General features: G+C 42.5%; 24 protein-coding genes. 10 read left to right on the forward strand and 14 right to left on the reverse strand.

The features are described from left to right. Positions 1-70: 70 nt before the first annotated feature. A complete protein-coding gene (locus tag KHA99_RS14270) occupies positions 71-1,342 on the forward strand; it encodes an MDR family MFS transporter (RefSeq protein ID WP_213118153.1) in 1,272 nt (423 codons plus the stop codon). 355 nt (positions 1,343-1,697) lie between these two features. Beyond that, the gene (locus tag KHA99_RS14275; RefSeq protein WP_213118154.1) at positions 1,698-2,930 is read left to right on the forward strand and encodes an aminopeptidase; all 1,233 of its coding nucleotides are present in this window, start codon (positions 1,698-1,700) and stop codon (positions 2,928-2,930) included. Between the two features lie 36 nt (positions 2,931-2,966). On the opposite strand, the gene KHA99_RS14280 is transcribed toward KHA99_RS14275, so the two are convergent. Genes KHA99_RS14280 through KHA99_RS14290 form a run of 3 tightly spaced genes read right to left on the reverse strand, consistent with a single transcriptional unit; the run spans position 2,967 to position 5,182 of the window. After that, positions 2,967-4,196, reverse strand: a complete 1,230-nt coding sequence (locus tag KHA99_RS14280) for a hypothetical protein (protein ID WP_213118155.1) — start codon at positions 4,194-4,196, stop codon at positions 2,967-2,969. 13 nt (positions 4,197-4,209) lie between these two features. Next, a complete protein-coding gene (locus tag KHA99_RS14285) occupies positions 4,210-4,599 on the reverse strand; it encodes a DUF6114 domain-containing protein (protein WP_213118156.1) in 390 nt (129 codons plus the stop codon). 13 nt (positions 4,600-4,612) lie between these two features. Further along, positions 4,613-5,182 carry a DUF6230 family protein gene (locus tag KHA99_RS14290; RefSeq protein WP_213118157.1) on the reverse strand — a complete coding sequence of 190 codons (570 nt, stop codon included), beginning with the start codon at positions 5,180-5,182 and terminating at the stop codon, positions 4,613-4,615. Between the two features lie 205 nt (positions 5,183-5,387). Between KHA99_RS14290 and KHA99_RS14295 the strand changes: the two genes are divergently transcribed. From KHA99_RS14295 to KHA99_RS14305, 3 genes are all read left to right on the forward strand, one after another. Continuing rightward, on the forward strand, positions 5,388-6,890 hold the full coding sequence (locus KHA99_RS14295) for a response regulator transcription factor (RefSeq protein ID WP_213118158.1): 1,503 nt from the start codon (positions 5,388-5,390) through the stop codon (positions 6,888-6,890). Positions 6,891-6,968: 78 nt separating this feature from the next. Beyond that, positions 6,969-7,361: a large-conductance mechanosensitive channel protein MscL gene (mscL, locus tag KHA99_RS14300; protein WP_213118159.1), complete on the forward strand. Its 393-nt coding sequence runs from the start codon at positions 6,969-6,971 to the stop codon at positions 7,359-7,361. An 81-nt stretch (positions 7,362-7,442) separates the two neighbouring features. Then, positions 7,443-8,054 (forward strand): Bax inhibitor-1/YccA family protein, encoded by a 612-nt coding sequence (locus KHA99_RS14305; RefSeq protein WP_213118873.1) that lies wholly within the window; start codon positions 7,443-7,445, stop codon positions 8,052-8,054. A 53-nt stretch (positions 8,055-8,107) separates the two neighbouring features. Here the strand turns inward: KHA99_RS14305 and KHA99_RS14310 are convergent, their stop codons facing one another. From KHA99_RS14310 to safA, 7 genes are all read right to left on the reverse strand, one after another. Continuing rightward, positions 8,108-9,442, reverse strand: a complete 1,335-nt coding sequence (locus KHA99_RS14310; RefSeq protein WP_213118160.1) for a polysaccharide biosynthesis protein — start codon at positions 9,440-9,442, stop codon at positions 8,108-8,110. 121 nt (positions 9,443-9,563) lie between these two features. After that, the gene (locus KHA99_RS14315; RefSeq protein WP_213118161.1) at positions 9,564-10,196 is read right to left on the reverse strand and encodes a response regulator; all 633 of its coding nucleotides are present in this window, start codon (positions 10,194-10,196) and stop codon (positions 9,564-9,566) included. Further along, on the reverse strand, positions 10,189-11,232 hold the full coding sequence (locus KHA99_RS14320) for a sensor histidine kinase (protein ID WP_213118162.1): 1,044 nt from the start codon (positions 11,230-11,232) through the stop codon (positions 10,189-10,191). The genes KHA99_RS14315 and KHA99_RS14320 overlap by 8 nt, the downstream gene beginning before the upstream one ends. Beyond that, the gene (liaF, locus tag KHA99_RS14325) at positions 11,229-11,963 is read right to left on the reverse strand and encodes a cell wall-active antibiotics response protein LiaF (protein ID WP_213118163.1); all 735 of its coding nucleotides are present in this window, start codon (positions 11,961-11,963) and stop codon (positions 11,229-11,231) included. The genes KHA99_RS14320 and liaF overlap by 4 nt, the downstream gene beginning before the upstream one ends. A gap of 82 nt (positions 11,964-12,045) precedes the next feature. Beyond that, positions 12,046-12,696 (reverse strand): PspA/IM30 family protein, encoded by a 651-nt coding sequence (locus tag KHA99_RS14330; RefSeq protein WP_213118164.1) that lies wholly within the window; start codon positions 12,694-12,696, stop codon positions 12,046-12,048. A 21-nt stretch (positions 12,697-12,717) separates the two neighbouring features. Continuing rightward, positions 12,718-13,065 (reverse strand): lmo0954 family membrane protein, encoded by a 348-nt coding sequence (locus KHA99_RS14335; protein ID WP_213118165.1) that lies wholly within the window; start codon positions 13,063-13,065, stop codon positions 12,718-12,720. Positions 13,066-13,342: 277 nt separating this feature from the next. Next, positions 13,343-13,954, reverse strand: a complete 612-nt coding sequence (safA, locus tag KHA99_RS14340) for a SafA/ExsA family spore coat assembly protein (protein WP_213118166.1) — start codon at positions 13,952-13,954, stop codon at positions 13,343-13,345. Between the two features lie 109 nt (positions 13,955-14,063). Here safA and KHA99_RS14345 point away from each other — a divergent pair, with 109 nt between their 5' ends. From KHA99_RS14345 to KHA99_RS14355, 3 genes are all read left to right on the forward strand, one after another. After that, on the forward strand, positions 14,064-14,444 hold the full coding sequence (locus KHA99_RS14345) for a DUF1360 domain-containing protein (RefSeq protein WP_213118167.1): 381 nt from the start codon (positions 14,064-14,066) through the stop codon (positions 14,442-14,444). A 55-nt stretch (positions 14,445-14,499) separates the two neighbouring features. Further along, positions 14,500-14,661 carry a hypothetical protein gene (locus tag KHA99_RS14350; protein ID WP_213118928.1) on the forward strand — a complete coding sequence of 54 codons (162 nt, stop codon included), beginning with the start codon at positions 14,500-14,502 and terminating at the stop codon, positions 14,659-14,661. A gap of 124 nt (positions 14,662-14,785) precedes the next feature. Beyond that, positions 14,786-16,315, forward strand: coding sequence for an FAD-dependent oxidoreductase (locus tag KHA99_RS14355; protein ID WP_213118168.1), 1,530 nt, complete (start codon positions 14,786-14,788; stop codon positions 16,313-16,315). Positions 16,316-16,572: 257 nt separating this feature from the next. Here the strand turns inward: KHA99_RS14355 and ypzF are convergent, their stop codons facing one another. From ypzF to KHA99_RS31520, 4 genes are all read right to left on the reverse strand, one after another. Next, complete coding sequence (ypzF, locus tag KHA99_RS14360; RefSeq protein WP_213118169.1) at positions 16,573-16,713, reverse strand: protein YpzF; 141 nt, start codon at positions 16,711-16,713, stop codon at positions 16,573-16,575. A 56-nt stretch (positions 16,714-16,769) separates the two neighbouring features. Continuing rightward, on the reverse strand, positions 16,770-18,239 hold the full coding sequence (locus tag KHA99_RS14365; RefSeq protein ID WP_213118170.1) for an amidase family protein: 1,470 nt from the start codon (positions 18,237-18,239) through the stop codon (positions 16,770-16,772). Positions 18,240-18,335: 96 nt separating this feature from the next. Next, the gene (locus tag KHA99_RS14370; protein WP_213118171.1) at positions 18,336-19,475 is read right to left on the reverse strand and encodes a DEAD/DEAH box helicase; all 1,140 of its coding nucleotides are present in this window, start codon (positions 19,473-19,475) and stop codon (positions 18,336-18,338) included. Between the two features lie 81 nt (positions 19,476-19,556). Continuing rightward, entirely contained in the window at positions 19,557-19,856 is a 300-nt protein-coding gene (locus tag KHA99_RS31520) for a DUF5658 family protein (protein ID WP_372447603.1), read from the reverse strand. Between the two features lie 471 nt (positions 19,857-20,327). Between KHA99_RS31520 and KHA99_RS14375 the strand changes: the two genes are divergently transcribed. Continuing rightward, complete coding sequence (locus KHA99_RS14375) at positions 20,328-20,927, forward strand: copper resistance CopC family protein (RefSeq protein ID WP_213118172.1); 600 nt, start codon at positions 20,328-20,330, stop codon at positions 20,925-20,927. After that, positions 20,927-22,015: a CopD family protein gene (locus KHA99_RS14380; RefSeq protein ID WP_213118173.1), complete on the forward strand. Its 1,089-nt coding sequence runs from the start codon at positions 20,927-20,929 to the stop codon at positions 22,013-22,015. Before KHA99_RS14375 ends, KHA99_RS14380 begins: the two co-directional genes overlap by 1 nt. Positions 22,016-22,036: the final 21 nt, after the last annotated feature.

Below are 22,036 nucleotides of genomic sequence, written 5' to 3' on the forward strand. Positions count from 1 at the left end.
TTTCTTGTATTCCCTTCCACTTGAATAGTATGATAAATTGGCACCATTTTTGGAAATGAGGATATTATTCATGCGGATTAGAGATTGGGATACGAATTTAAAGGTTCGCCTGTTCGGTGAGGCGGCCATGAATATTACTTATTGGATGTTCTTTCCGTTTCTGTCGATATATTTTGCAGAGGAATTCGGCAAGAGCAAAGCTGGTTTGTTATTGGTTTTTTCACAAATATTTGCGGTGGCAGCTAACCTGTTGGGCGGCTACTGTGCCGACCGATTTGGGCGGAAACGAATGATGGTTCTCTCTTCCATCGGGCAAGGATTTTCCTTTTTAGCTTTTTCAGCAGCAAGTTCTCCCTGGTTTCAGTCCCCCATACTTGGATTCGCAGCGTTTGCGGCGGCCGGTGTTTTCGGCTCCTTTTATTGGCCAGCAAGCCAGGCCATGGTTGCCGACTTAGTGGAGGAAAAACACCGCGGCCAGGTATTCGCCATATTTTATACATCTATCAATATTGCAGTAGTCATCGGCCCTATTTTAGGCGGGATTTTTTATGCCCATTACCGCTTTCAGTTATTGCTTGCTGCTGCGATTGTTTGTATGATGCTTGGCATTATATTAGCAAAATTAACAAAAGAAACAGTGCCCGTTCAAAAAACTTCAGCTTTATCCGTCGACGGAAAATGGTACTATTTTTTAATCAATCAATTTCGGGATTATGTAATAATTGTACGGGATAAAACGTTTCTCTTGTTTATCGTGGCGGGGGTTTTAGCCGGCCAAACATTCATGCAGTTGGACCTATTGTTTCCTGTGTATATGAAGGATGTTGTTCACAATCAAAATCTACTTTCCTTTGGGGATTGGTCATTTAAGGTTGGCGGCGAGCAAGCCTTTGGGTTAGTACTCGCAGAAAACGGTCTTCTAGTTGCGTTATTAACTGTCATCGTGACCAAATGGACAGCTAATTTTAATGAAAGAAATATTTTCGTATTTTCATCGGTTGTATATGGAGTTTCATTGATTCTGTTTAGCCAAACGCAGTGGATTTGGGGATTGATTTTGGCAATGGCGGTATTTACTTTTGCAGAATTAATGGGTGCAGGTCTACAGCAAAGCTTTGTGTCCAAACTCGCTCCCGAGCATATGCGGGGACAGTACTTTGCTGCCGCGAGCCTGCGCTTTACGCTCAGCCGTACCATTGCCCCGTTGTCCATCCCAATGACGGTTTGGATTGGATACAACTGGACATTTTTTGTACTATTTTTGCTTACTCTCCTCAGCGCCTTCTTTTATTGGCTGATGTTTTATTCATTTGAAAAAGAATCTATTAAACTGGGATCCTAGCATAGCAGGCTTTAATTATTGTTCAAATTTCAGACAAAAAATTGTACTAAATTATTCACAATTACCCCTTCTAGTATTATACTTAGAGTGTAAACATTACATATTTCAAAGGCGGTGGACAAAGTGGAATTGTCAACATTTATGGCTCCCACTTCATTGTCAGGTATTATTACATTTATCGTTTTATTTTCCGCGGGGGTATATTTTAATATAAAGGTTTATGGAAGCAAACTTCAGTAGGAACACTGTTCCTGCTGTTTTTTTTTGCCTAAAAATACACATTACCTCTATCATTTTCTTTTTTAAAATAAAAACGCTACAATAAAAGAAGATTCTGATAAAGGAGATTATACATATGAGTCAATTCCAGACAAACCTTGAAAAATACGCAGAGCTTGCCGTTAAAGTCGGCGTCAATATTCAAAAAGGTCAAAGCTTAGTGGTCAACGCTTCCTTGGATTCTGCCGAGTTTGTTCGCTTGGTCGTCAAAAAGGCTTATGGAGCGGGTGCCCGCAATGTCATTGTCAACTGGACCGATGATGTAGTCACGAAAACAAAATATGAATTGGCACCGGATGAAGTCTTCAACGAATACCCGCAGTGGCGGGCAAAAGAAATGGAAGAATTAGTCGGGCAGGGTGCAGCCTTTATGTCGGTGGTGTCTTCAAGCCCGGACTTGCTAAAAGGTGTAGACCCGCAGAGGATTGCCAATTTCCAAAAAGCTGCCGGAAAAGCAATGACTAAGCATCGTCAAGCGATACAATCAGACAAGGTCAGCTGGACGGTCGTCGCCTCTGCCTCCCCTGCCTGGGCTGCCAAGGTATTTCCGAATGAGCCCACTGAAAAGCAGGTTGAAAAGCTTTGGGAAGCCATTTTTAAAGCAGTCCGTGTGGATGCAGAAAATCCAGTCGAAGCCTGGAAAAAGCATGATGAAACCCTTCATGAAAAAGTCAAATACCTCAACGAAAAACGGTATGCAAAGCTGCATTACAAAGCACCTGGCACAGATTTAACGATCGAGCTGCCGAAAAACCATCTTTGGGTTGGCGCAGGCAGTATCAACGAAAATGGTGTGGAGTTTATGGCGAATATGCCGACGGAAGAGGTATTTACAGTTCCGTTAAAAACTGGCGTAAACGGCACCGTCGCCAGCACGAAACCGCTCAGCTACGGCGGAAATATCATCGATCGTTTTTCGATCACCTTTGAAAATGGCAAAATTGTCGGAGTAAAAGCAGAGGAAGGCGAAGAAGTTTTGAAGCATCTTGTGGAAACCGATGAAGGCTCCCACTATCTGGGTGAAGTGGCACTAGTTCCGTATAACTCGCCAATCTCCCAATCTAACATTCTTTTCTTCAACACTTTGTTTGATGAAAACGCCTCAAACCATCTTGCCATTGGCAGCGCTTATTCTTTCTGTATTGATGGCGGCAAGAAAATGTCATCTGATGAACTGAAAGAAAATGGACTGAATGAAAGCATCACCCACGTTGATTTCATGATTGGGTCAGCTGAAATGGACATCAATGGCATCACCAAAGATGGACAGACAGAACCTATTTTTAAAGCAGGAAATTGGGCATTTTAATCCAAAAAAAAATGAAAGAGCAGGCACACCTGCTCTTTATTGACTATAAATGACCGATCCATCCGGTTTTTTCACAATCTCATCACGCATTTTGGTTAGCTTCGAAACAGTGTCATTCGGAATCAGTAATCCCAGCAACTTTGAAATTCCCAGTGTATTCAATAAGCTTTCTTCTATTTTTACCAATTGGTTAGTCAGAGTCGTATCTGTCGGACATACCTGATTTAGATCGACCTTTTTCGCCAATGCTTCATCGATTAATTGCAAACCAAGCTCCTTCGTAATTACACCGTTTGCAGACTGAAGCTTTGAACAAACCGTCTGCACCGTTTGATTTGCCGTATTAACCGTACCGTTTATCACCGGTTCTAACGGTTTGATGACAGGTTCCAACTGCTGAACGACCGGATCAAGCGGTTTTAGTGCAGGCTTAAGCGGATTTAAAGCTGGTTCCAGCGGCTGCAATACCGGATCCAAGACGGTCTCAACAGGTTTCAAAACTGGATCAAGTACACTAACAACCGGGTCTAGCGGTTTCAAAACCGGCTCTAAAGGCTTTGTCACTGGACTTAGCGGGTCCGTGATTCCACCAATTACGTCCTGAATCGGGTCAGTAATTTTTCCAACCAAATCCTCCGAGGCCCCAGCAGTGTTGCTATCAGCACAGGTAAGCGGCAGGTGTCCCGACATGATTTTTTCAATTTCCTTTTTCAATTGCTCCAAAGGAAGCTTGCTTAAATCTTGAAGGATTTGCAGCTGGTCCGGCTTTTCAGGGCCAGCGTTTCCTGAAACCGTTTTTAGTGTCAATTGATTGATGACGCTGTCATCTGACTCCATATAGTGAGCCACCATCGTAACATTTTCCATCCCTAGCTGTGGGACTGTTTCTGCCGCATGGATACAGGCTCCTTTAAAGGAAATGGCCGAGATATCAACTGTCATTCCATATACGGTAACTGGTCCTTTTGCATTTAAGACAATGCTTATTGGTCCGTTGCCGGAATTAACCCGCTTTGTTAATTTCATACCATATATCGTGGCCGATTTATATTTAATTTGCAGCATCGGCTTTTTGTCAGTTGCGGATGTTTCTCGCTCTACAATGGAAGCTGACATCCCAGTCCCAACCACTCGGTCTGCCTCAATGATAAAGCCTTCCATATCGGTTGTTGTTTCTGCCCTAGCACCGTAACTAAAAGAGAAGAGCGAGAAAAACATGATCGCAACACTGCAGCTTATCAAGAAAGATTTGTTTTTCCACCACATAATTTGGTCTCCTTTAGAAGGTGAAGGTGTGTTGAACGGTTTCTTCGACACCGCTTGACCTTGTAGACTTCACTTTAGCCGGTCCCAAGTGCCATGCTGTCAAGAGCGAACCTCCGATAATTCCAAAGATTGTTCCAAAGAGAAACCCGCCTAACGCCCCTATTACAGATAATATCGATAGGAATATTGTAAAAATCCCTAGAATTCGTGACGCATTAGGGAAAAATAAGGCAATGATTCCGATTAACGTTATCATCCCGCCAAATAATAAACCAATAACGGCAATCGACCCAGGAAGGAAGGTGCTTAAATATAAGTTTAACGGTACCCATAAAATCATCAGCCCGCTTATAATTGTTAGCATGGCACCCCAAAACGGCCGCTTTTTTCGCCATTTTTTCATACTAGTTCCCTCCTTATTTTTTAATTCTTTCTACAGTCAGCTTCATTCCGTTCATATTAATCGTTTTCTGAAATAGATAATGAGTTTTTAATTTGGCATGCTCTAATGTGATCGTGGACGATTTTTGCTGGAATTGCTTTTGCCAGTCATCACTGTGATTCTCCTCGAGGACCAGGTTCTGGAATTTTGCATCTGCTTCAATAAGGCCAGCATCATGCTGCAGTCCGCTGATTTGAACTGGCTTGGAAGCCTGAATCTTGACGCGAATCCACTCACTTCCTACTTTAAAATCCTTGTATAATTGCAAATTGGTAATCGTTAAATTTTCAATAAGGTTTGTTCCTTGTGGTGCTGAATCCTCAGAACTTGTTTCCCCCATCTTTGGATAGAAGGTATACCCTGTTCCTTCTAATTTATCAAACTCAACATAGAAATCACCTACACCCGCAATTGGTACTGCATAAGCGACACCAGAAATGCCGAATGACACTAAAAGCAGTCCGAGCGCTAAAAACCCCGCTGTCAATGCAGACCAGAAAGCTTTCTTACTAATTGTTCCTTCAAGTTGAACCGGATTCTCCATAAAAACCCTCCTACAATTCCGAATATTTAAATAATAATCACTTACTTTACCTTACACTTCTTTCAAGACAACTACAATCACTGAAAATATCGGAAATTTATAGGTACCCCCGTCAAATGTCGGGGGAATACTACTAAGGGCGTATTGGAAATTTTTCCAATCCATATTATTATATAAATATAGATTGTCCGGAGGTGGAAGCTTTATGGAAGAAAAAGTGGAGCGGCTTTTATTAAAAGGACTTTCCATTCTTTACGAGCTAAGTTCACCCTTTTTAAAAGAGTGGAAGGAACTTATGCCCTCATTAAAATATCGCAATCAAAGTTTAGTAGATGAAATTGATGTCATCATTCAGTTCGCTATTAAAGATGTATTTCAAAATAAAAACCTTAATGCTGATTCTTTTATCCTATCCTTGCTTGCAGAATGGCAAAAGCGTTTTTCCAGCAAGTATGATGAATATGAAGCCCTTTCCCTTATCACAACCATTGAAAATATGTTTCACAAGCTTCTGGACAAAGATCCGGAGTCCACATTTCTTGACCATCAGGCCATTCAATCCTTTTTCATAAGAATACTTGACCAGGCACTGCTCAGTCAGGACATGGAATACCGAAACGACAACAGCGCAAAAATCATTATTGAAACTAATGTTCTCCCAATGAAGTGGGTTGCCATTGTGAAAAAAGACAAAGAAGAGTATGTGATCGATAGCGTCGTCTGTTCCAATGAGAATCCAGTAGACAATCATTTGCTTGAAATGTGTAAAAGCTTAAAGGCCCGGGAAACCGGCCACCTTTCCATGGCAATTGAAAGATTAATTGGCCAAAACTCGGGTGATTCTCCCCTTATCCAAATTCCTTGCTTAAATGACACCCTGCTTATTTGCCTTGAGAATGAGAATTTTCAAGTAAAAGAACAGCAAATCGTTTTTATTAGAGAAATGTATCTTCATCAGCTAAAGCTTTACCATTTGGAAAGCAAAATTGATTGGAAAAATACTTCGCTTTTATTTTTACAGCACCTGCTTCTTTCCCGCAGTGCAGGCGATGCCGTTAATGCGATTACGACAGGCTTAGTGGAATATATGCCGTTCGAACGCTGTGCCTTATTTTTATACAATCAATACGAAGAAAAAGGGATTGGCGTTTCCGGACATAACGTCAGTACATCATCTGTTCAGCAAATTAGGGAGGAGATTTTTAAACTTCCCCTAATTAAAAAGTATTTAAATTCGTTAACGCATTCACAGCCGCTCTATTTTTCCAATGCTGCAGAAGTACTGCCGGAAAAATATATTCACGAATTTAAACTACGGTCGTTAGTGGTGCTGCCTATTTTTGTTCCGACAAAAAACAAACTGATTGGAATCGCCATCTTGGACCAAGGGGAATATTCTGATTTTCTTGTGTCGAATCAAACCTTAACCACACTGATTAAATTTGGCCATTACGCTGGGGAATTGCTGTTTTCCATTTGGGATGAGGCACTCCAGCAGTTCGGAAGCTTTGACACACTGTTAACACCTCGGGAGAAAGACGTGCTAAAGCTGATTGCCGAAGGGGCTTCCATTAGTGAAGCGGCTAAGGAGCTCCATTTAAGTAGCTACACAGTGCGTGATTACGTGTCAGTTATTATCCAAAAGCTCGAGGCAAAAAACCGAACGGATGCGGCTGTTAAAGCAATCAAAATGAAGTTAATTTCATAAGACTTTTATCACGGTTGCAGATAAACTCCATTTATGGTTACAATTATATATTGGACCATTTTATGGAGGTTGAAATGTATGTGGAATGAGTTTAAGCAATTCGCAATGAAAGGTAATGTCATCGACTTGGCAGTCGGTGTGATTATCGGCGGGGCGTTTGGGAAAATCGTCTCCTCGTTAGTTGATAATGTGATTATGCCAATCATTGTTTTATTAACTGGTCAAGTAGACGTGAAAGATCTGGCCTTTAAAAGTATTAAATACGGAGTATTTATCCAAAACATTATCGACTTTTTTATCATTGCCTTCACGATATTTCTTTTTATCAAGTTTTTAAACCGTTTCAAGAAGAAGGATGAGGTAAAAGAACAAGCACCGGTAAAAGTAGATCGCTCAGAGGAATTGCTTGCTGAGATTCGTGATTTACTAAAAGAAGACAAAGATTTTTTACGAAAAAATGAAACTCCTTGACCACTTTTTCGTATATATTTAATGTAAGTAAATTATTTATGAGGTGAAGATAAATTGTATAATACACAAACTTCAACTGGAATGATGCCTTCGGTATTACGGACGTTCGCGTTATCCCTTGCCGTTGCTTTTCTTGGTACAATGGCAGGTGTCTATGTTCCGCCTGCATTATTTATGCCATTAGCTATTTTAGAATTTATTATGATTCTCGCTGCTGTTTTCTTTAGAAGAAGGAAAGCCATCTCTTACTCTTTCCTTTATGTCTTTACGTTTATTTCAGGAATCACCCTGTATCCAATTGTCGCTTATTATGCAGCAACTGCCGGCGCCAATGTTGTTGTAATGGCGTTTGCTACAACAACCGTTGTGTTTGGCGGGATTTCCATTTATGCGGCTAAATCCAAACGGAACTTCTCTTTCCTAGGAGGATTCCTGCTCGCTGCCTTGCTTGCGTTAGTAGCAATTTCGATTTTTAATATTTTCTTCCCGTTAAGCTCAACCGGAATGCTTGCCTACTCCTTCATCGGTGTACTGGTATTCAGCGGATATGTTCTCTTTGATATCAGCCGGATGAAGCATTACGGTGTCCGTCCGGAAGATGTACCAATGATGGCGTTAAGCTTATACTTAGACTTCATCAACCTATTCGTCAGCATCCTTCGTATTTTCGGGATTTTGAATAGCCGGGACTAATTAAACTAGAAAAGGAGCTTGGTTCAAAGTGAACCAAGCTCCTTTTTCATTCATTAATGCTCCATTGTTTTTGGAACAGTGCCCTTCATAAAAAAGGTAAGTCCAATTTTTTTGCAAACAGTAGCATAATGCATCAAGAACAATAAAACCGAACCTGTATTCATGCCAATGATGACTCCATTCATTCTCCACTCATACATCGAGCCAAGCCAAAGAATCAGAGCGAAGCCAATGACCGTCGACCAAATAATATGGAAAAACGCCTCTTTAATCATATCCAGTCCAATCATAAACGCCTGAAGCGGCATAATGAAGTAATGGAATAAGAAAAACGGCCAGAGCAGCTGCAGGTAAATAGCCGATGTTTCTGATTTAAAAAATAAAGAGGTTAACTCGGGTGCAAAAAAATAAAAAAGCGTAACGGCCGCAATGCCGTAGACGAAGGTAAGGACCATTACTTGTTGAAGCATCTTTCTAAGCGATGGGTAATCTCGTTCAGAATGGGTTTTCGAGACGGCCGGGATAAGTACGATCAGCAAGGAATGGGCTATAAACGCCGGGAAAAAGCCGATCGACATCGCGACTCCCATCAGCATCCCAAACTGTTCAGTCGCCGCTGTGTGAGTTAGGCCGGCATGGACGAGGGCCGCTTTGATAATAAAGGGCTGGATGGCACCCGTAAAAGCCGAAAACAAGCGCATGCTAGTGGTTGGAATAGAGACCGCCATTAAATTTTTCCTGACAAGCTTGCGATTGAGATTAGAGAACGGCTGGCGTTTCACGTGGTGATATTGAATCATGAACATGTAAATTAAGTAAAGAAAGACGACAATTTCACTGCCAATCAGCGTCCCAAGGGCCACTAGCAAGGAGGTCTCAGCGTTAAATTCAAAAAAGCGGAACAGCGCAAACAAAAGCCCTAGCTGGACGGCTTTCCTGAGGAAATTAGAAATCGCAATCTTCCCCATTTGCTGTCGCCCCATAAAATAGCCTCTGGCAACGGAGGTAAAGGAAATCACCGGAATTAAGAGGAGCACGAGCCACCTGATGTACGGGTGGTAGGTATCAAATACTGGGATAAACGGTATCAGCGCTGTTCCTGCCAGCAATAAGATACTCGTGAAGACAATCGTAAGTGTTATTGCATGATATAAGATATTCCGATGATAGCGTTCTTCCCTTTCCGCGACAAATTTGGAAATTGAGACAGGCAATTCAAAGCTCGATAGCAAGACAATGAGAAAAACGGTCGGAAGAATGGACATATACAGTCCAAGACCATGGGAGCCCAATTCCCGTGCCAGGATCATATTAACCAAAACTTCAATTCCTTCACCTAAAAAAGCGGTTGCCGCCAAAAAGAAAATACCCTTGTAGTAAATAGCCATTTTGGATTCCCCTTTATCAATCTCACTTTTATAAACTTATGAGACAAGTTCTCGGATTAGTAGGGGATTTTTTCGGTGCATACAAAAAAGACTTCCCAATCTCGGGAAGCCTTTAAAAGATCTATTGAATCAACGAATGCTTAAACGCATAAATAACCGCCTGGGTGCGGTCCTGGACGTTAAGCTTGCTTAAGATATTGCTAACATGAGTTTTGACCGTTTTCAATGCAATAAAAAGTTCGTCGGCAATTTCCTGATTGGTCTTGCCCTGGGCCATCAAAAGCAAAATTTCCAGTTCGCGGCTGGTTAAGTCCTCATGGGGCAGGTGCTGGCTTTTTTGGCGCATTTTCACCATCATTTTTCCGGTTACTTCCGGCTCAAGAACGGTTTGGCCCTGGTATGTGGCTCGAACAGCATTGGCGATTTCACTCGCTTTTGAGGTTTTCAACATATAGCTTGTTGCCCCAGCCTCCAACGCCGGGTACACTTTTTCATCATCCAAAAAGCTGGTCACGATAATGATCTTGGCTTCCGGCCACTGTTCGATAATTTGCCTTGTCGCCTCAATCCCATCCATTTCCTTCATGACCAAATCCATTAAAATGATATCTGGGCGCAGCTGCAACGCCAGCTCGACTCCAGTTTTTCCATTATCCGCCTCACCTACAACCTTAATATCAGGCTGTGCTGAAAGATAAGCGGACACCCCAATTCTCACCATTTCATGATCATCGACAAAGACTACTCTAATCATCCGCATCCTCTCCATTACTCATCACCGGGACCTTCACTTCAAGCCTCGTCCCCTTATTTTTCATACTGACAACCTTTAGCGTACCGCCAATTTCCAGCGCCCGCTCATGCATATTCTGCATGCCATAAGAGCCGGCTTTCGCAGACTCAACCTCAAAACCAAGCCCATCATCGACAACCCGCATGATAATCAGATGGTCCCTCTTAATTAACAGCACTTCCAGTTTTTTTGCCTTCGCATGCCGTAATGTGTTGGAAACCGATTCCTGAAGAATCCGGAAAAGATGATCCTCGACACCCTTATCAAGCTGAAATTCCTCAACCTTCCACTGAATATCCATTGTTACCTTTTGCCTTAATTCGAGCAGCAGCTCTTCAATTCCTTCCTGCAGCGATTTGTTCTTTAAGGCAATCGGACGCAGATGAAGAAGAAGTGCCCGCATCTCAAGCTGGGATTGATGAATCATTTCCTCCACCATTTTTAACTGTTTTGACTCAAAGGATTCCGCAGATACTTCCCTCGTCTCATTGATGGCTGACATCATCATCGAGGCTGCAAATAGCTGCTGGCTGACGGAGTCGTGTAGTTCTCTTGCTAACCGATTCCGCTCCTGTTCAATAATTTCCTGGATGCGTGCTTCCTGATCCTCGACCTTTTCGGTAGCAAGCCGTTGCGAAAGCTTTGCCTGCTCGGCGAGCTGTTTGCCGATTTTTTCAATTCGTCCGGCAATCGCCTGCATTTCTGCCACCGGCTGCTTGCCGGTAACATCCGTATACCTTCCCTCCTCCAATTGATGGAGGGAGTGTTCAATACTGTGAAACTGCCTTCGCCAAAAAAGCCCCGTCACAGCACCAAGCAGAATCCCGCCAGCAATACTGAAAGCAGGAACAAAAATGATAATCGGAATATCCATGAAATTTCTCGTCCACAGTTCCGACCAATTTTCCAAAACTACCGTAAAAACGGCAGTAATCATAATCGCCAAACCTAAGGCAAAACCGATACTCCACACTATCTGACGGCCTGTTGTACTCATATGCGGGTCACCTCTAAATTCCCGACGATGAGCGATGTAAAGATTTTCACCTTGTGCTCGGCCTCTTCATAGCCCGGTGTTTTTAATTGAAAAACCTGGTTAAACATTTTCCGTTCATGATGTTCTAAAACAACAGAGGAACCTACCAGGCAGGAATGCTGGACACTGACGTCCACCTCATACGGGACGAGAATCTGCACATTCCCAATCAAGTTGCGGATAAATATGACTGTTTCCCCTTTAGGCAGCATCGTATAGCTAAGGTCAATGATTGTGTCGCCGATGCCGGCCTGGATATTGATATCATTCCATTCATAAACACCGACCGGCGTTTTTTGCTGGCCCAAAAAGATATTCTCAAACAAAGGCTTTGTTTGAATGAGAGTTTCTTCTTTTTCTGTATTCTCCGTTTCGATGATTTGCAGATCAATTTTATTGGGATTCTTTTTCGAGGTAATAAACTGTATAAAAAAGTGCAGTAAAATCGCTAATAGAAAAAATTTAAAGGTCATCATGTTTAAAACGCTGATGACAAAGAAAAAGATTCCGCCGATGAATAGAAGTTTGCCAAGCTTTTTTCCGGACCTTTTTCGGCCCAGATAGACCATGCCGCCTGCTATAAATAAAGAGAAAATGAGCCCGCTGTTGAAAAATAATATTTCTAATAGCAATATGACCACGCCGACAAGCATCAGCCAGCCTAAATAGTCATTTTTTACATTTTTAAACATCGGTTCACCTCTCCTCTCGTTATATGTATGGGCAAAAGGCGTAGGACCCTACGCCTTCATTCTTAAGAATACCATGTTTTGGTTAAGAAATGGACTTGCTTTCTTCCAATTTTATGTTTTTTTCTAATTCGGCAACCCTTGCGTCAATCGTGCTGCGGTAATATGAGCTGTTCACCTTGTGTTCAAGGCCGTCAAGATAGTTCTCAATATCCTTGAAGCGGGAGAAGGCTTTATCCGAATAGGTATTATTGGAGTCTAATACCTGATTCATGCGCTGGTTGGCACGCGTGACGTTCTCACGGCCCATCAGTTCCATCCGGCGAAGCTGCATGTCTTTCAGCTTATGCTTCATTTCTTCATATTTTCTTTCCAATTCCCCAAGCTGACCTTTTGTTTGTTCAAGTGAGGCACTTAGGCGCTCAACACGGGCAGCATATTGTTGGAGTTCGCTTTGAGCAAATTGATATAACTCTTCCTCGCCGGCTTTCGCAGCCACTTCGGCTTGATACTTTCTTTTCGCGGCCATTTCCGAAGCCTGATGGAGTTCTTTTGTAAATTCATCCCGCAGACGGTACTGACGTTCTACCAGTTTTCTTACCTTTTCAGTTTCCTGCTCGCTTTCACGAAGATATTGATTCAGCAGGGCAATCGGGTTTTTGTTTTCCTTTTGGTCAAGTGCCTCATGTAAATCGGCTAAAACAGTGTTTTTAATTCTTGTAAATAAGTTGGTCATGATCATACTCTCCTTTAAATATTAGTTTTTGTTTAGATCGGTCCATTGTTTTTCAAAATTAACGAATGGATCGGATTCTTCCTTAAACTTGATAGTTTTGTTTTGATTCCATTTTTTGTAGATGATATATAGCACATATGCTGCGACGGCACCGATGATGGCAGGTACATTATGGAAAGCTGCCATCAGGACGATGAATCCGATAATCCCAAGACCTATTTTTGCCCAGATGGAATCTGCTTTTAAAAATTGCTTTGCTATGAAGTAAAGAAGCACCAGGCTGACCACTAATCCTACCATTGGACCGATAGTGGAAAGTAACACCACTGCAGCGATACCCCCCGCAACCAATAAACCAAACTTTTTCATTTCGTTGTTCACTCCCTTTCTTTATCTTGATTTCATCTTACCTTTTTTCCATGGTTTCCATAATTGCGCTAGAGCTTGATTTTTGGATAGGTCTAGAGTCTTAGAAGGGATCGGCCCGAAGAAACATAAAGAAAACTCGCCGATTGGCGAGCCCCAAAGGGCGAAGACAGAGGCGTAGTTGCACTTATGCGTTAAGAAAGTATAAATTTGATAAAATTTATACTTTCTTATTAGCCAAAAAAGGCCAGTTTCCTACGAAACCGACCCTTCTTCCATGTTATTTAGATATAAACATTTGCACCCAATAATGTCCGTATGAACCGCCCTTTGCGTAACCAACGCCGATATAAGTGTTAGAGCTTAAAATGTTGGCGCGGTGCCCAGAGCTGTTCATCCATGACTGAACCACAGAGGCCGGTGTTGTCTGCCCAGCAGCAATGTTCTCAGCTGCGCTGCGATAGGAAATTCCAAAACTCTTCATCATTGTAAATGGACTTCCATACGTAGGGCTTGTGTGGCTAAAATAACCCTTGTCCCGCATATCCATCGCTTTATAGCGGGCAACCCGTGAAAGCTCCCAATCCGCGGTCATCGGCTTTAAGCCATTTTTCGCCCGTTCTTGATTGGTCAATTGAATGACTTGATTCTCAATTGATTTTACACCGCCTAAATCCGGAATCGTTACCTTTTGGCCTGGATAGATGAGAGCCGGATTTTTAAACTGGGGATTTGCGGAGATAATTTCCGAGAGACCTACCTGATACCTGACTGCAATTTTCCAAAGCGAGTCTCCCGGCTGAACCGTATAGATTTGCTGGGCAAATGACACGCTTGGGATACAAAATAGAGCTAGCAAAAACAAGAAACTAAACCATAGAGATTTTTTCATTTTACACCTCCTCCGAATATAGAATTTTGATTTCAGGCTCAAAATATACAGGGAAGGATAAATATAATTTAAAGCCGATGCTACGAGGCTTGTGGAGGCCTAAAAACAAGTGAAAGACATTTCTTGGATGACTTATATTATGTTAATTTTGGCGAGCTATCGTTTTACCCATTTAATCGTTTTTGATAAAATCACAGAATCCATTCGCAGGCCATTTATGAAAAAAGTGGAGGTGAAAATGGAGAACGGGGAGGTACATACCAAGGAGGTCCCAAAATCCCTGTTTGGTTACTTATTAAAGTGTTATTGGTGTGCCGGTGTCTGGAGCGCGATTATTCTGGGAGGCGCCTATTTGATTTTTCCCAAAATAACTTTAGTTTTTATTTTTATTTTTTCCATTGCCGGAGGCCAATCCATTATTGAGACGTTTGTCGGCGTCAATATTAAAAAAGTTGATTATTATTCTGAGTTAAAGAAAAAGGATAATTAGCAAGATTATTTCCCCTTGCGCATATATTTTTAAAAAGATTTTAAGGGGGAATATCGTGGGTGTCTGGTGGGTTACGACAATTGGCATGGTGATTTGTCTTGGTCTTGCAGGTGGTGTATTGGTTCACTTTCTAAGAAGTGCCTTGGATATTGAAGACTCGACCCGTATAGATAAAATCGACAGCAATACCGAAACCCAATTTACAGACAAGTCTTAAATGGTGAAAATAATTGAACGGAACCCTGTTTAACGCAGGGTTTTTTTTTATTTTATAAACTTACATTGATTTTTCAATTTAGGAAAAATTAAACATGAGATTATTTTGGTAATGGAGGGTATTTATGAGTTCTAATAAAATTCCAAGGTTTCCGAAGCCTTATTGGCGGGAAATTGAATTGCCTTCTTTTGAAGCCTTAAATGAGGATTTGTCTGTTGATGTGGCTATAGTCGGCGCTGGAATAACCGGTATCACCGCTGCCTATTTATTGACACAGGAAGGCCTGAAGGTCGCAATTTTGGAGGCCGGCACTGTGTTAAACGGCACTACAGGTCATACGACCGCTAAATTAACGGCCCAGCATGACATTATTTATGATGAATTAATTAGCCATTTTGGCGAGGAAAAAGCCCGGCAGTATTACGAATCAACCTCTTCGGCTATTGAGTTCGTGGAACGGCTTGTAAATGAAAAAGGAATTGACTGTGATTTTAGCAAGGAAGATGCCTATGTTTATGCCACTACGGAGCAGTCGAAGAAGAAGCTTGGAACCGAATCGGAAGCCTACCAGCGCTTGGGGATTCCTGGCACGTTAAAGGATACGATTCCTTTTAATATTCAAGTCACAGGAGCCTTGGCCATGCACAACCAGGCTCAGTATCATCCGTTGAAGTTTTTGCGGGCACTTTTGGATGAAGCAGTGAAAGCCGGCTGTCAGGTTTATGAACATACGACGGCTTGGGATATTGAGGATGCGGAAGGTCCGCAGCCTGTGGTAGTAACCAAAGGAGGCAATCGTGTAGCCTGCAAGCATATCATCATGGCTTCGCATTTTCCTTTTTACGATAAACCGGGGCTATATTTTGCAAGAATGTATGCCAGCAGATCCTACGCAATTGGAATCAAGACGGATAAAGAGTTTCCCGGCGGCATGTATATCAGCGCCGACGACCCGCCCCGCTCCATCCGTTATACGCCTATAGATGGGGAAAAGTTGATTATTGTGGGCGGCGAGAAGCATAAAACTGGCCAGGGCGAAGACACGATGAAGCATTTTGAAGCCTTGGAGGCATTTGCTGAAGAGGTATTTGGGATTAAGGAATATGCCTACCGCTGGTCCGCGCAGGATTTGATCACTTTGGACAAGGTTCCGTATATCGGCCCGATTACGGAAGACCGGTTGAATGTTTTGCTGGCGACCGGATTTAAGAAGTGGGGCATGACGACAGGCATTTTTGCCGGGCATCTGCTTCGTGATTATGTATTGGGCCGGGACAATCCTTATAAAGACCTGTATTCTCCGCACCGGTTCAATGCTGACCCTGAATTAAAAAATGTCATTACGTCGAACTTGGACGTTGCCAAGCATCTTATTAAAGGGAAAATTGAATTTGTTCCGAAGGATGCAGATGAGTTGGTTGCCGGTGAGGGCTGTTCCGTCATGTTTAACGGAAAAAGAGCCGGGGGCTACAAGGATGATTACGGCAAACTTTTTGTGGTAGACACCACCTGCACCCATCTCGGCTGCGAATGTGAGTGGAACCATGCCGAAAAGACCTGGGACTGCCCATGCCACGGTTCCCGGTATTCCTTTAAAGGCGAAGTGATCGAAGGTCCGGCCAAGGAAGGATTGGAATTGCTGTCGGAAGGGTGAATTTGGTAGAATAGGTGCGGATTATGACCTAAGATGTGGGTAACGACCTTCGTTGACCAATAGTCAAAGGACACCCAGTTGGATATCTACAAATTTTTAGCGGATATCTACAATTTTTCAAGGATATCTACAAATTTTTAGCAGATATCAACAAAAATTCAAAGATATCTACAAATTTCAGTGGATATCTACAATTCGACCTTTCTCCCCAAAAAAAAACGCCTCCCAGTCGCTCAAGGGAGGCGTTTTTATCTCAGTTATCTAGGGTTCCCGTGCGGACGGTTCTGTTTTAATGCTTCACCAGTTTCAAATTCAACCAATTCAGAGCTTGTTTTCATGGCTTTCTTGCGGTTGTTATTACGCTGGGCATTCGCGTTGCCGAGTTTCGTTCTACCCACACTAATCAGCTCCTTTTTTAAAAAGTCATTGATAGTATGAGTGAAAACAAAATGACTTATTCTAAACTTAAAAAAGGTGCTTTTCTTAATTTTGTCAGCTGTTCGAAGGCATAGGCCGCCTCAATCAAAACCGGTTCGCTGTAGGCGGTTCCGGCAAACGTGATCCCCACCGGCTCACCACTAACAGTAAACCCGGCCGGCACAGCGATGGATGGATAGCCCGCTTTGGCGCTAATGTGTGACCCTTCATCACCTGGAAAAACAATTGCATCCAACCGATATTTTTCCAAAGCATAATCAATTCCTTGCTCTGTCGAATGATATAAGTCGAATTCCAACGCATCCACATAAGCAGACTCTGTTAAAGATCCGCTTGTCTGTTCGGACTCCAGCAGCACTGCCTGGCCATATTTCAGCATTCTCTCTTCATCCGCATGGTTAAACGCAATCAAGTCACGCAAGCTGCGAACTTTAATGGATGGGTGTAAACCATTCAAATAGGCATTCAGGTCTGGCTTAAATTCATATGTTAACACATCATATTTCCATTCCGCTTTGGCGCAAGGAATTTCAATTTTCTCCACCACTTCCGCACCAGATGATTTCAAAGCCTCCACCGCAGCCTTAAAAACTTCTTGCTTTTCCTTCGTTAAAAGCTCAAGGAACCCATCAACCGCGATGCCAATCCTTTTACCTGCCAGACCGTCCTTAAGAAGACTTTTTGAAAAATCGACCCCGGCCAGCGGATTCGTCAACGTAATCTGGTCTGCCTTATCTCTGCCGCATAAGGCGCCTAGGAGAATCGCAGCATCCTCCACCGTTCTTGCCATCGGTCCTGCTGTATCCTGAGTATGAGCAATTGGAATAATCCCGCGGCGGCTAATCAGCCCGACTGTCGGTTTAATGCCGACTAGCGAATTCTGACAGGAAGGATTTAAAATCGACCCAGAAGTTTCCGTCCCAACCGCGGCTGCCGCGAAATTGGCAGCCACTGCTGCACCCGAGCCCGAACTGGACCCGCCGACATCAAATTCGCCTGGACCATACGGATTTAATACTTGACCGCCGCGCGAGCTGTAGCCGCTTTTCATTCCATATGCCATGAAATTGGCCCATTCCGTCATATTTGTTTTTCCAAGAATAACCGCACCTGCTTTGCGTAATTGCTCGACTACATAGGAGTCCTTCAAGGCAATAGAATCCTTTAAAGCTAGCGACCCAGCACTGGTATGCATTTTGTCATGAGTGTCAATATTGTCCTTTATTAAAATCGGAACGCCATGCAGCGGACTGCGCGGCCCCTTCACTTTTCGTTCTACATCAAGTGCTTCCGCTATCTGTAAGGCATCTGGATTTATTTCCAGAACCGAATGAATCTCCTTATCATAAACTGAAATCCGTTTTAAATATAACAGGACCAATTCCTTGGATGTAAGCTCGCCGCTTTCTAATTTTTCTTGAATTTCACTAATGGTGACTTCCCCAAGCCATTCTTCAAAAAACGTTTTTAATTTTGGACTTTGCATCACGTTTCCCCTCCAATTTCACCTCTTATTATTCAAGAAAGTTACCTAAAATCCTTTTCCATTATGAAAAAAAGGCTGTGGAAAATCCACAACCCTCTAACGCCGCAGCGTCTGCTGCTCCGCCACGATTTGCCCTCTATAGAAAATTCTTTTTTCAACCGACACTTTTAATTCCCGGCCATACTGTTTTAATTCCCGCTCTTCCCGGTCTGTTACCAGTGAGATGACCATGCCATCCGCTCCCATTCTTCCGGTTCTGCCGGCGCGGTGGATATACTGGGTAATATCTTTTGGCATGTCAATCTGGACAACATGAGTGACTCCCTGAATATCAAGCCCTCTTGCCGCCACATCAGTCGCAATCAGCATTTTCAGTTTTCCATCGCGGAAAGCCTTCAAAACCGCCTGACGGTCCAGCTTTTTCATTTCACTATGTAAGATTCCAACTGAAAGGTCTTTAAAATCGAATTTTTCCTTCAGCACCTCGAGTTCGCTGATATCATTGATAAAGGCAAGCGACTTGCTGCCTTCAAGGCGGGCTATTTTTTCAAGCAATTTGATTTTGTCACGGCGTTCGCAGACAAAATAAACATGCTCAACCTCTCCACTGGCTGAAGCCAAATCATTCCGGGAAACTCGTAAAAATTCCGGCTCTTTTGCTAATTCCTTAGCAGTCTTTTCGACCGCAGGCTTCAGTGTCGCAGAAAACAACACGACTTGCCGGTCAGCCATCGTGGATTTCACAATAGTTTGCACTGAGCCCAAATGCTCATGAATTAGCAACTGGTCGCCTTCGTCCAGGACAATCATTTTAACCTCGTGCATTTTCACTTTTTTCTGCTTAATCAATTCGAGCAGCCTTCCTGGCGTGGCAAAGATGACATGCGGGCGCTTTTTTAATTTTTCAAGCTGGCGTTTCAGGTTGGCCCCGCCGATAATCGATGTGCCCCTGATGCCGCTGCCTTCCGACCACTTCTGGAATTCTTGAAAAATCTGCATCACCAGCTCCTGGGAGGAAGCTAGGACAACCGCTTGAAGGGACTGCGCATCAGCATCTATTTGATTCAGCAATGGCAGTAAATAGGCTAGAGTTTTCCCGGTTCCCGTGGGCGATTCGGCAATCACATCTTTTCCCTCTAGAATTAATGGAACAGCCTGTTCTTGAACGGCGGTGGCAGATTGAAATCCAGACTTTTCCCATGTCTCTTGTAAAAATGGCTTTAAATTATTTAACATGTTGTACTCCCTTTTCTAAATCATTTTTCATGTTGTATTTGATACTAACGTAATTAGTTGCAAGTGTCTAGTTGGCAAAGGTTAGGCCGAGGTACTGAGATAGAGGAGGATCCATACCATATGGAAAATTAGCACAGAAGAATAAAGAATACAAGCGGAAATTAAAAGGGTGCGAACCCTTCCCTTTAAGGGATTAAGATAATATAAACCAATTAACAAAATGGGAAGGAAAACTTTAATTAGGTAAAAATACTCCCAGCCTTTTTCAATGACCGCCTTTATCAGAGGATTTCCCTCTTCTACGACTCCTAAAGATATTCCGAAATGTGTCAAAAGCGCATCCAACGTTCCTGCACCCAACAAGAAAAAACAAAGCCTCACATTAGCCCCCCTCTCACTATACAGTCTTTCAACAAATTAATGTGCCGATACGTGATATATATAAAGACAAAGATAAATTTATTATAGCAGATAAACGAACATTACGTTCTTAAAATAGAACGTAATGTCAAAAAATTGTATTGATAGATATCACTACAAGCAGATTAGAAACCAGATAAAATGGAATTAGAAATGGTCGATTAAGGAGTGGACTTAGAATGTGCTGTGAACACGCCTGCTCACATGAAGCTTCATGTCTGTCCCTGTTTTTAAAGGGTTGAATGAAGTAGTTCGGCAAATTTTGCAAAAGGTAACAAGGAGCCAATCCTTCAGTAAAGGGGAATTCATTTCTAAGCAATCCTACAGATAATTTGACATGTTTGTGAACAATGCCGTCAAACTAATATTCATTCGGAGAAAAATGATAGAATGAACAACAAGGAAGTTAACAATATAATGGAGTTGAAAACAATGATAAAGAAAATCTCCTTCATGGTATCCATGTTGTTTTTTCTATTAGGAACGAATGTATTCGCGCACTCCCATTTGGAGGATTCCTCTCCGAAAAACGGCGAGGTGGTAACACAGGAGCTTAAAGATATTACCCTTACCTTTGAAACAAAATTAGAACAGACCAGCACCTTCACAATGAAAAATCAAAACGGTACGGAAGTCCCTCTGTCACTGGTTACTGTTGATGGCAATAAATTAGTCGGAACACCAACGGATAAATTAGAAAACGGCGGATATACTGTTCATTGGAAGATTATCGGAATTGACGGCCATCTATTAGAGGGCGATATTCCATTTACGGTACAGCTGCCTGAGGTTCAAAAAGCTGCTGCTTCAACGGAAGGCACTTCTACCGAGCAAGCATCAACGGTAAAGGCAGACAAAACTGCGGATACTCCAGTAAAAGAACAGAAAGCTAATAGTGCCTCTGTCATGGCCAAGAATGTTCAAACAGACGAACCAACCTTTAAAAACTATGTGATCCCTGCCTCTGTCGGCCTTTTAATTGTCGTCGGTGCGGGAAGCTATTGGTTACTCTATAGAAGGAAGCGTGCTTAATGTTCATAGCGAATGTCCTTAGCGAAGCCTTACTTTATTTGTGCTTTTCCATATTGTTAGGTAGTTTTATTTTACAGCTTGTTCCGGAAACGGCACGCCCTCAAATAAAAATCTCAAAAGGTCTATTGCTGACAGCAACTCTCGGAGTTGCTTTTCTTTCGTTTGTACCGGTTTTAAAAATTATTCTTTATTTGTATAAGGACCTAGGACTAGGCATGACCGTTAAATCCGTACTCCTCAACTTTGAAGTTGGAAAGTCTTGGGTCCGTACTGCTGTAATCAGCTTTATTCTGTTGATTTTTTTAATACCTATCCGCCTTGATAAAAAGCGAATCTTTTCCTTTATAGGGCTTATCTTTACCATCATTTTAATTAATGTGCGTGGTTCAGCGAGTCATGCCAGCTCCATTGCTGGATGGCAGGGTTATTTCACCCATTCGACCCATTTTCTTGCCGTTTGCACATGGATAGGAATTCTTGTCACGGTCAGCTGGTTTTCAAAAAATCACGCCAATTGGCAGCGGTTCTTAAAGTGGTTTACCCCTGTAGCAGGGGCTTGTTTAGTCCTGATTGCCCTGACAGGATTTGACTTAATGAGCTATACGATGAATGAAGGTGATTATGTCAATTCGTGGTCTTTATCTTGGGGACAGGCACTATTGCTTAAACATTTAGCCATTGCTCCGCTGTTGGCGTATGCTTTTATTAACAGCATCCTGATTCGGAAAAAACTATCAAGTGACTCGGCATTTAATCCGCTGCCTTGGACTCGGCTTGAAAGTGTTGTCGTGTTACTGATCTTTTCAATGACAGGGGCACTTGGCCAGGAATCGCCTCCGCATAATATCCAAACAACCCTTTCTGAGTCTGGTTATTCACCGCTTTTTACCTTTATTCATGATGGCAAGGTTGCATTTCCGCTTCATTTTTCACCTGGTCTCATGTCAATTGGGCTTTTCATATTAGCATTCATTTTTTTGGGAATGATCATCTTAACCTTTACCAAAAAGGCGCCAAAAATGATGTCCATTATCACGAGTATCCTGTTTATCCTTGCTGGATATTTAGCTTTAATGCTGGCTGTTTAATGTCCAATATAAAATTAGCGT

It is taken from the genome of Neobacillus rhizophilus, assembly GCF_018343535.1.
Classification (GTDB): domain Bacteria; phylum Bacillota; class Bacilli; order Bacillales; family Cytobacillaceae; genus Neobacillus; species Neobacillus rhizophilus.

What these genes read in the sequence shown, in the direction of transcription:
- KHA99_RS14275 (WP_213118154.1), top strand. Translation starts at nt 1,698, where the DNA reads ATGAGTCAATTCCAGACAAACCTTGAAAAATACGCAGAGCTTGCCGTT.
- KHA99_RS14355 (WP_213118168.1), top strand. Translation starts at nt 14,786, where the DNA reads ATGAGTTCTAATAAAATTCCAAGGTTTCCGAAGCCTTATTGGCGGGAA.
- KHA99_RS14270 (WP_213118153.1), top strand. Translation starts at nt 71, where the DNA reads ATGCGGATTAGAGATTGGGATACGAATTTAAAGGTTCGCCTGTTCGGT.
- liaF (WP_213118163.1), bottom strand. Translation starts at nt 11,963, where the DNA reads ATGTTTAAAAATGTAAAAAATGACTATTTAGGCTGGCTGATGCTTGTC.
- KHA99_RS14370 (WP_213118171.1), bottom strand. Translation starts at nt 19,475, where the DNA reads ATGTTAAATAATTTAAAGCCATTTTTACAAGAGACATGGGAAAAGTCT.
- KHA99_RS14330 (WP_213118164.1), bottom strand. Translation starts at nt 12,696, where the DNA reads ATGACCAACTTATTTACAAGAATTAAAAACACTGTTTTAGCCGATTTA.
- KHA99_RS14365 (WP_213118170.1), bottom strand. Translation starts at nt 18,239, where the DNA reads ATGCAAAGTCCAAAATTAAAAACGTTTTTTGAAGAATGGCTTGGGGAA.
- KHA99_RS14290 (WP_213118157.1), bottom strand. Translation starts at nt 5,182, where the DNA reads ATGGAGAATCCGGTTCAACTTGAAGGAACAATTAGTAAGAAAGCTTTC.
- KHA99_RS14280 (WP_213118155.1), bottom strand. Translation starts at nt 4,196, where the DNA reads ATGTGGTGGAAAAACAAATCTTTCTTGATAAGCTGCAGTGTTGCGATC.
- KHA99_RS14335 (WP_213118165.1), bottom strand. Translation starts at nt 13,065, where the DNA reads ATGAAAAAGTTTGGTTTATTGGTTGCGGGGGGTATCGCTGCAGTGGTG.
- KHA99_RS14375 (WP_213118172.1), top strand. Translation starts at nt 20,328, where the DNA reads ATGATAAAGAAAATCTCCTTCATGGTATCCATGTTGTTTTTTCTATTA.
- KHA99_RS14295 (WP_213118158.1), top strand. Translation starts at nt 5,388, where the DNA reads ATGGAAGAAAAAGTGGAGCGGCTTTTATTAAAAGGACTTTCCATTCTT.
- KHA99_RS14380 (WP_213118173.1), top strand. Translation starts at nt 20,927, where the DNA reads ATGTTCATAGCGAATGTCCTTAGCGAAGCCTTACTTTATTTGTGCTTT.
- KHA99_RS14285 (WP_213118156.1), bottom strand. Translation starts at nt 4,599, where the DNA reads ATGAAAAAATGGCGAAAAAAGCGGCCGTTTTGGGGTGCCATGCTAACA.
- KHA99_RS14310 (WP_213118160.1), bottom strand. Translation starts at nt 9,442, where the DNA reads ATGGCTATTTACTACAAGGGTATTTTCTTTTTGGCGGCAACCGCTTTT.
- mscL (WP_213118159.1), top strand. Translation starts at nt 6,969, where the DNA reads ATGTGGAATGAGTTTAAGCAATTCGCAATGAAAGGTAATGTCATCGAC.
- KHA99_RS14305 (WP_213118873.1), top strand. Translation starts at nt 7,443, where the DNA reads ATGATGCCTTCGGTATTACGGACGTTCGCGTTATCCCTTGCCGTTGCT.
- KHA99_RS14320 (WP_213118162.1), bottom strand. Translation starts at nt 11,232, where the DNA reads ATGAGTACAACAGGCCGTCAGATAGTGTGGAGTATCGGTTTTGCCTTA.
- KHA99_RS14315 (WP_213118161.1), bottom strand. Translation starts at nt 10,196, where the DNA reads ATGATTAGAGTAGTCTTTGTCGATGATCATGAAATGGTGAGAATTGGG.
- safA (WP_213118166.1), bottom strand. Translation starts at nt 13,954, where the DNA reads ATGAAAAAATCTCTATGGTTTAGTTTCTTGTTTTTGCTAGCTCTATTT.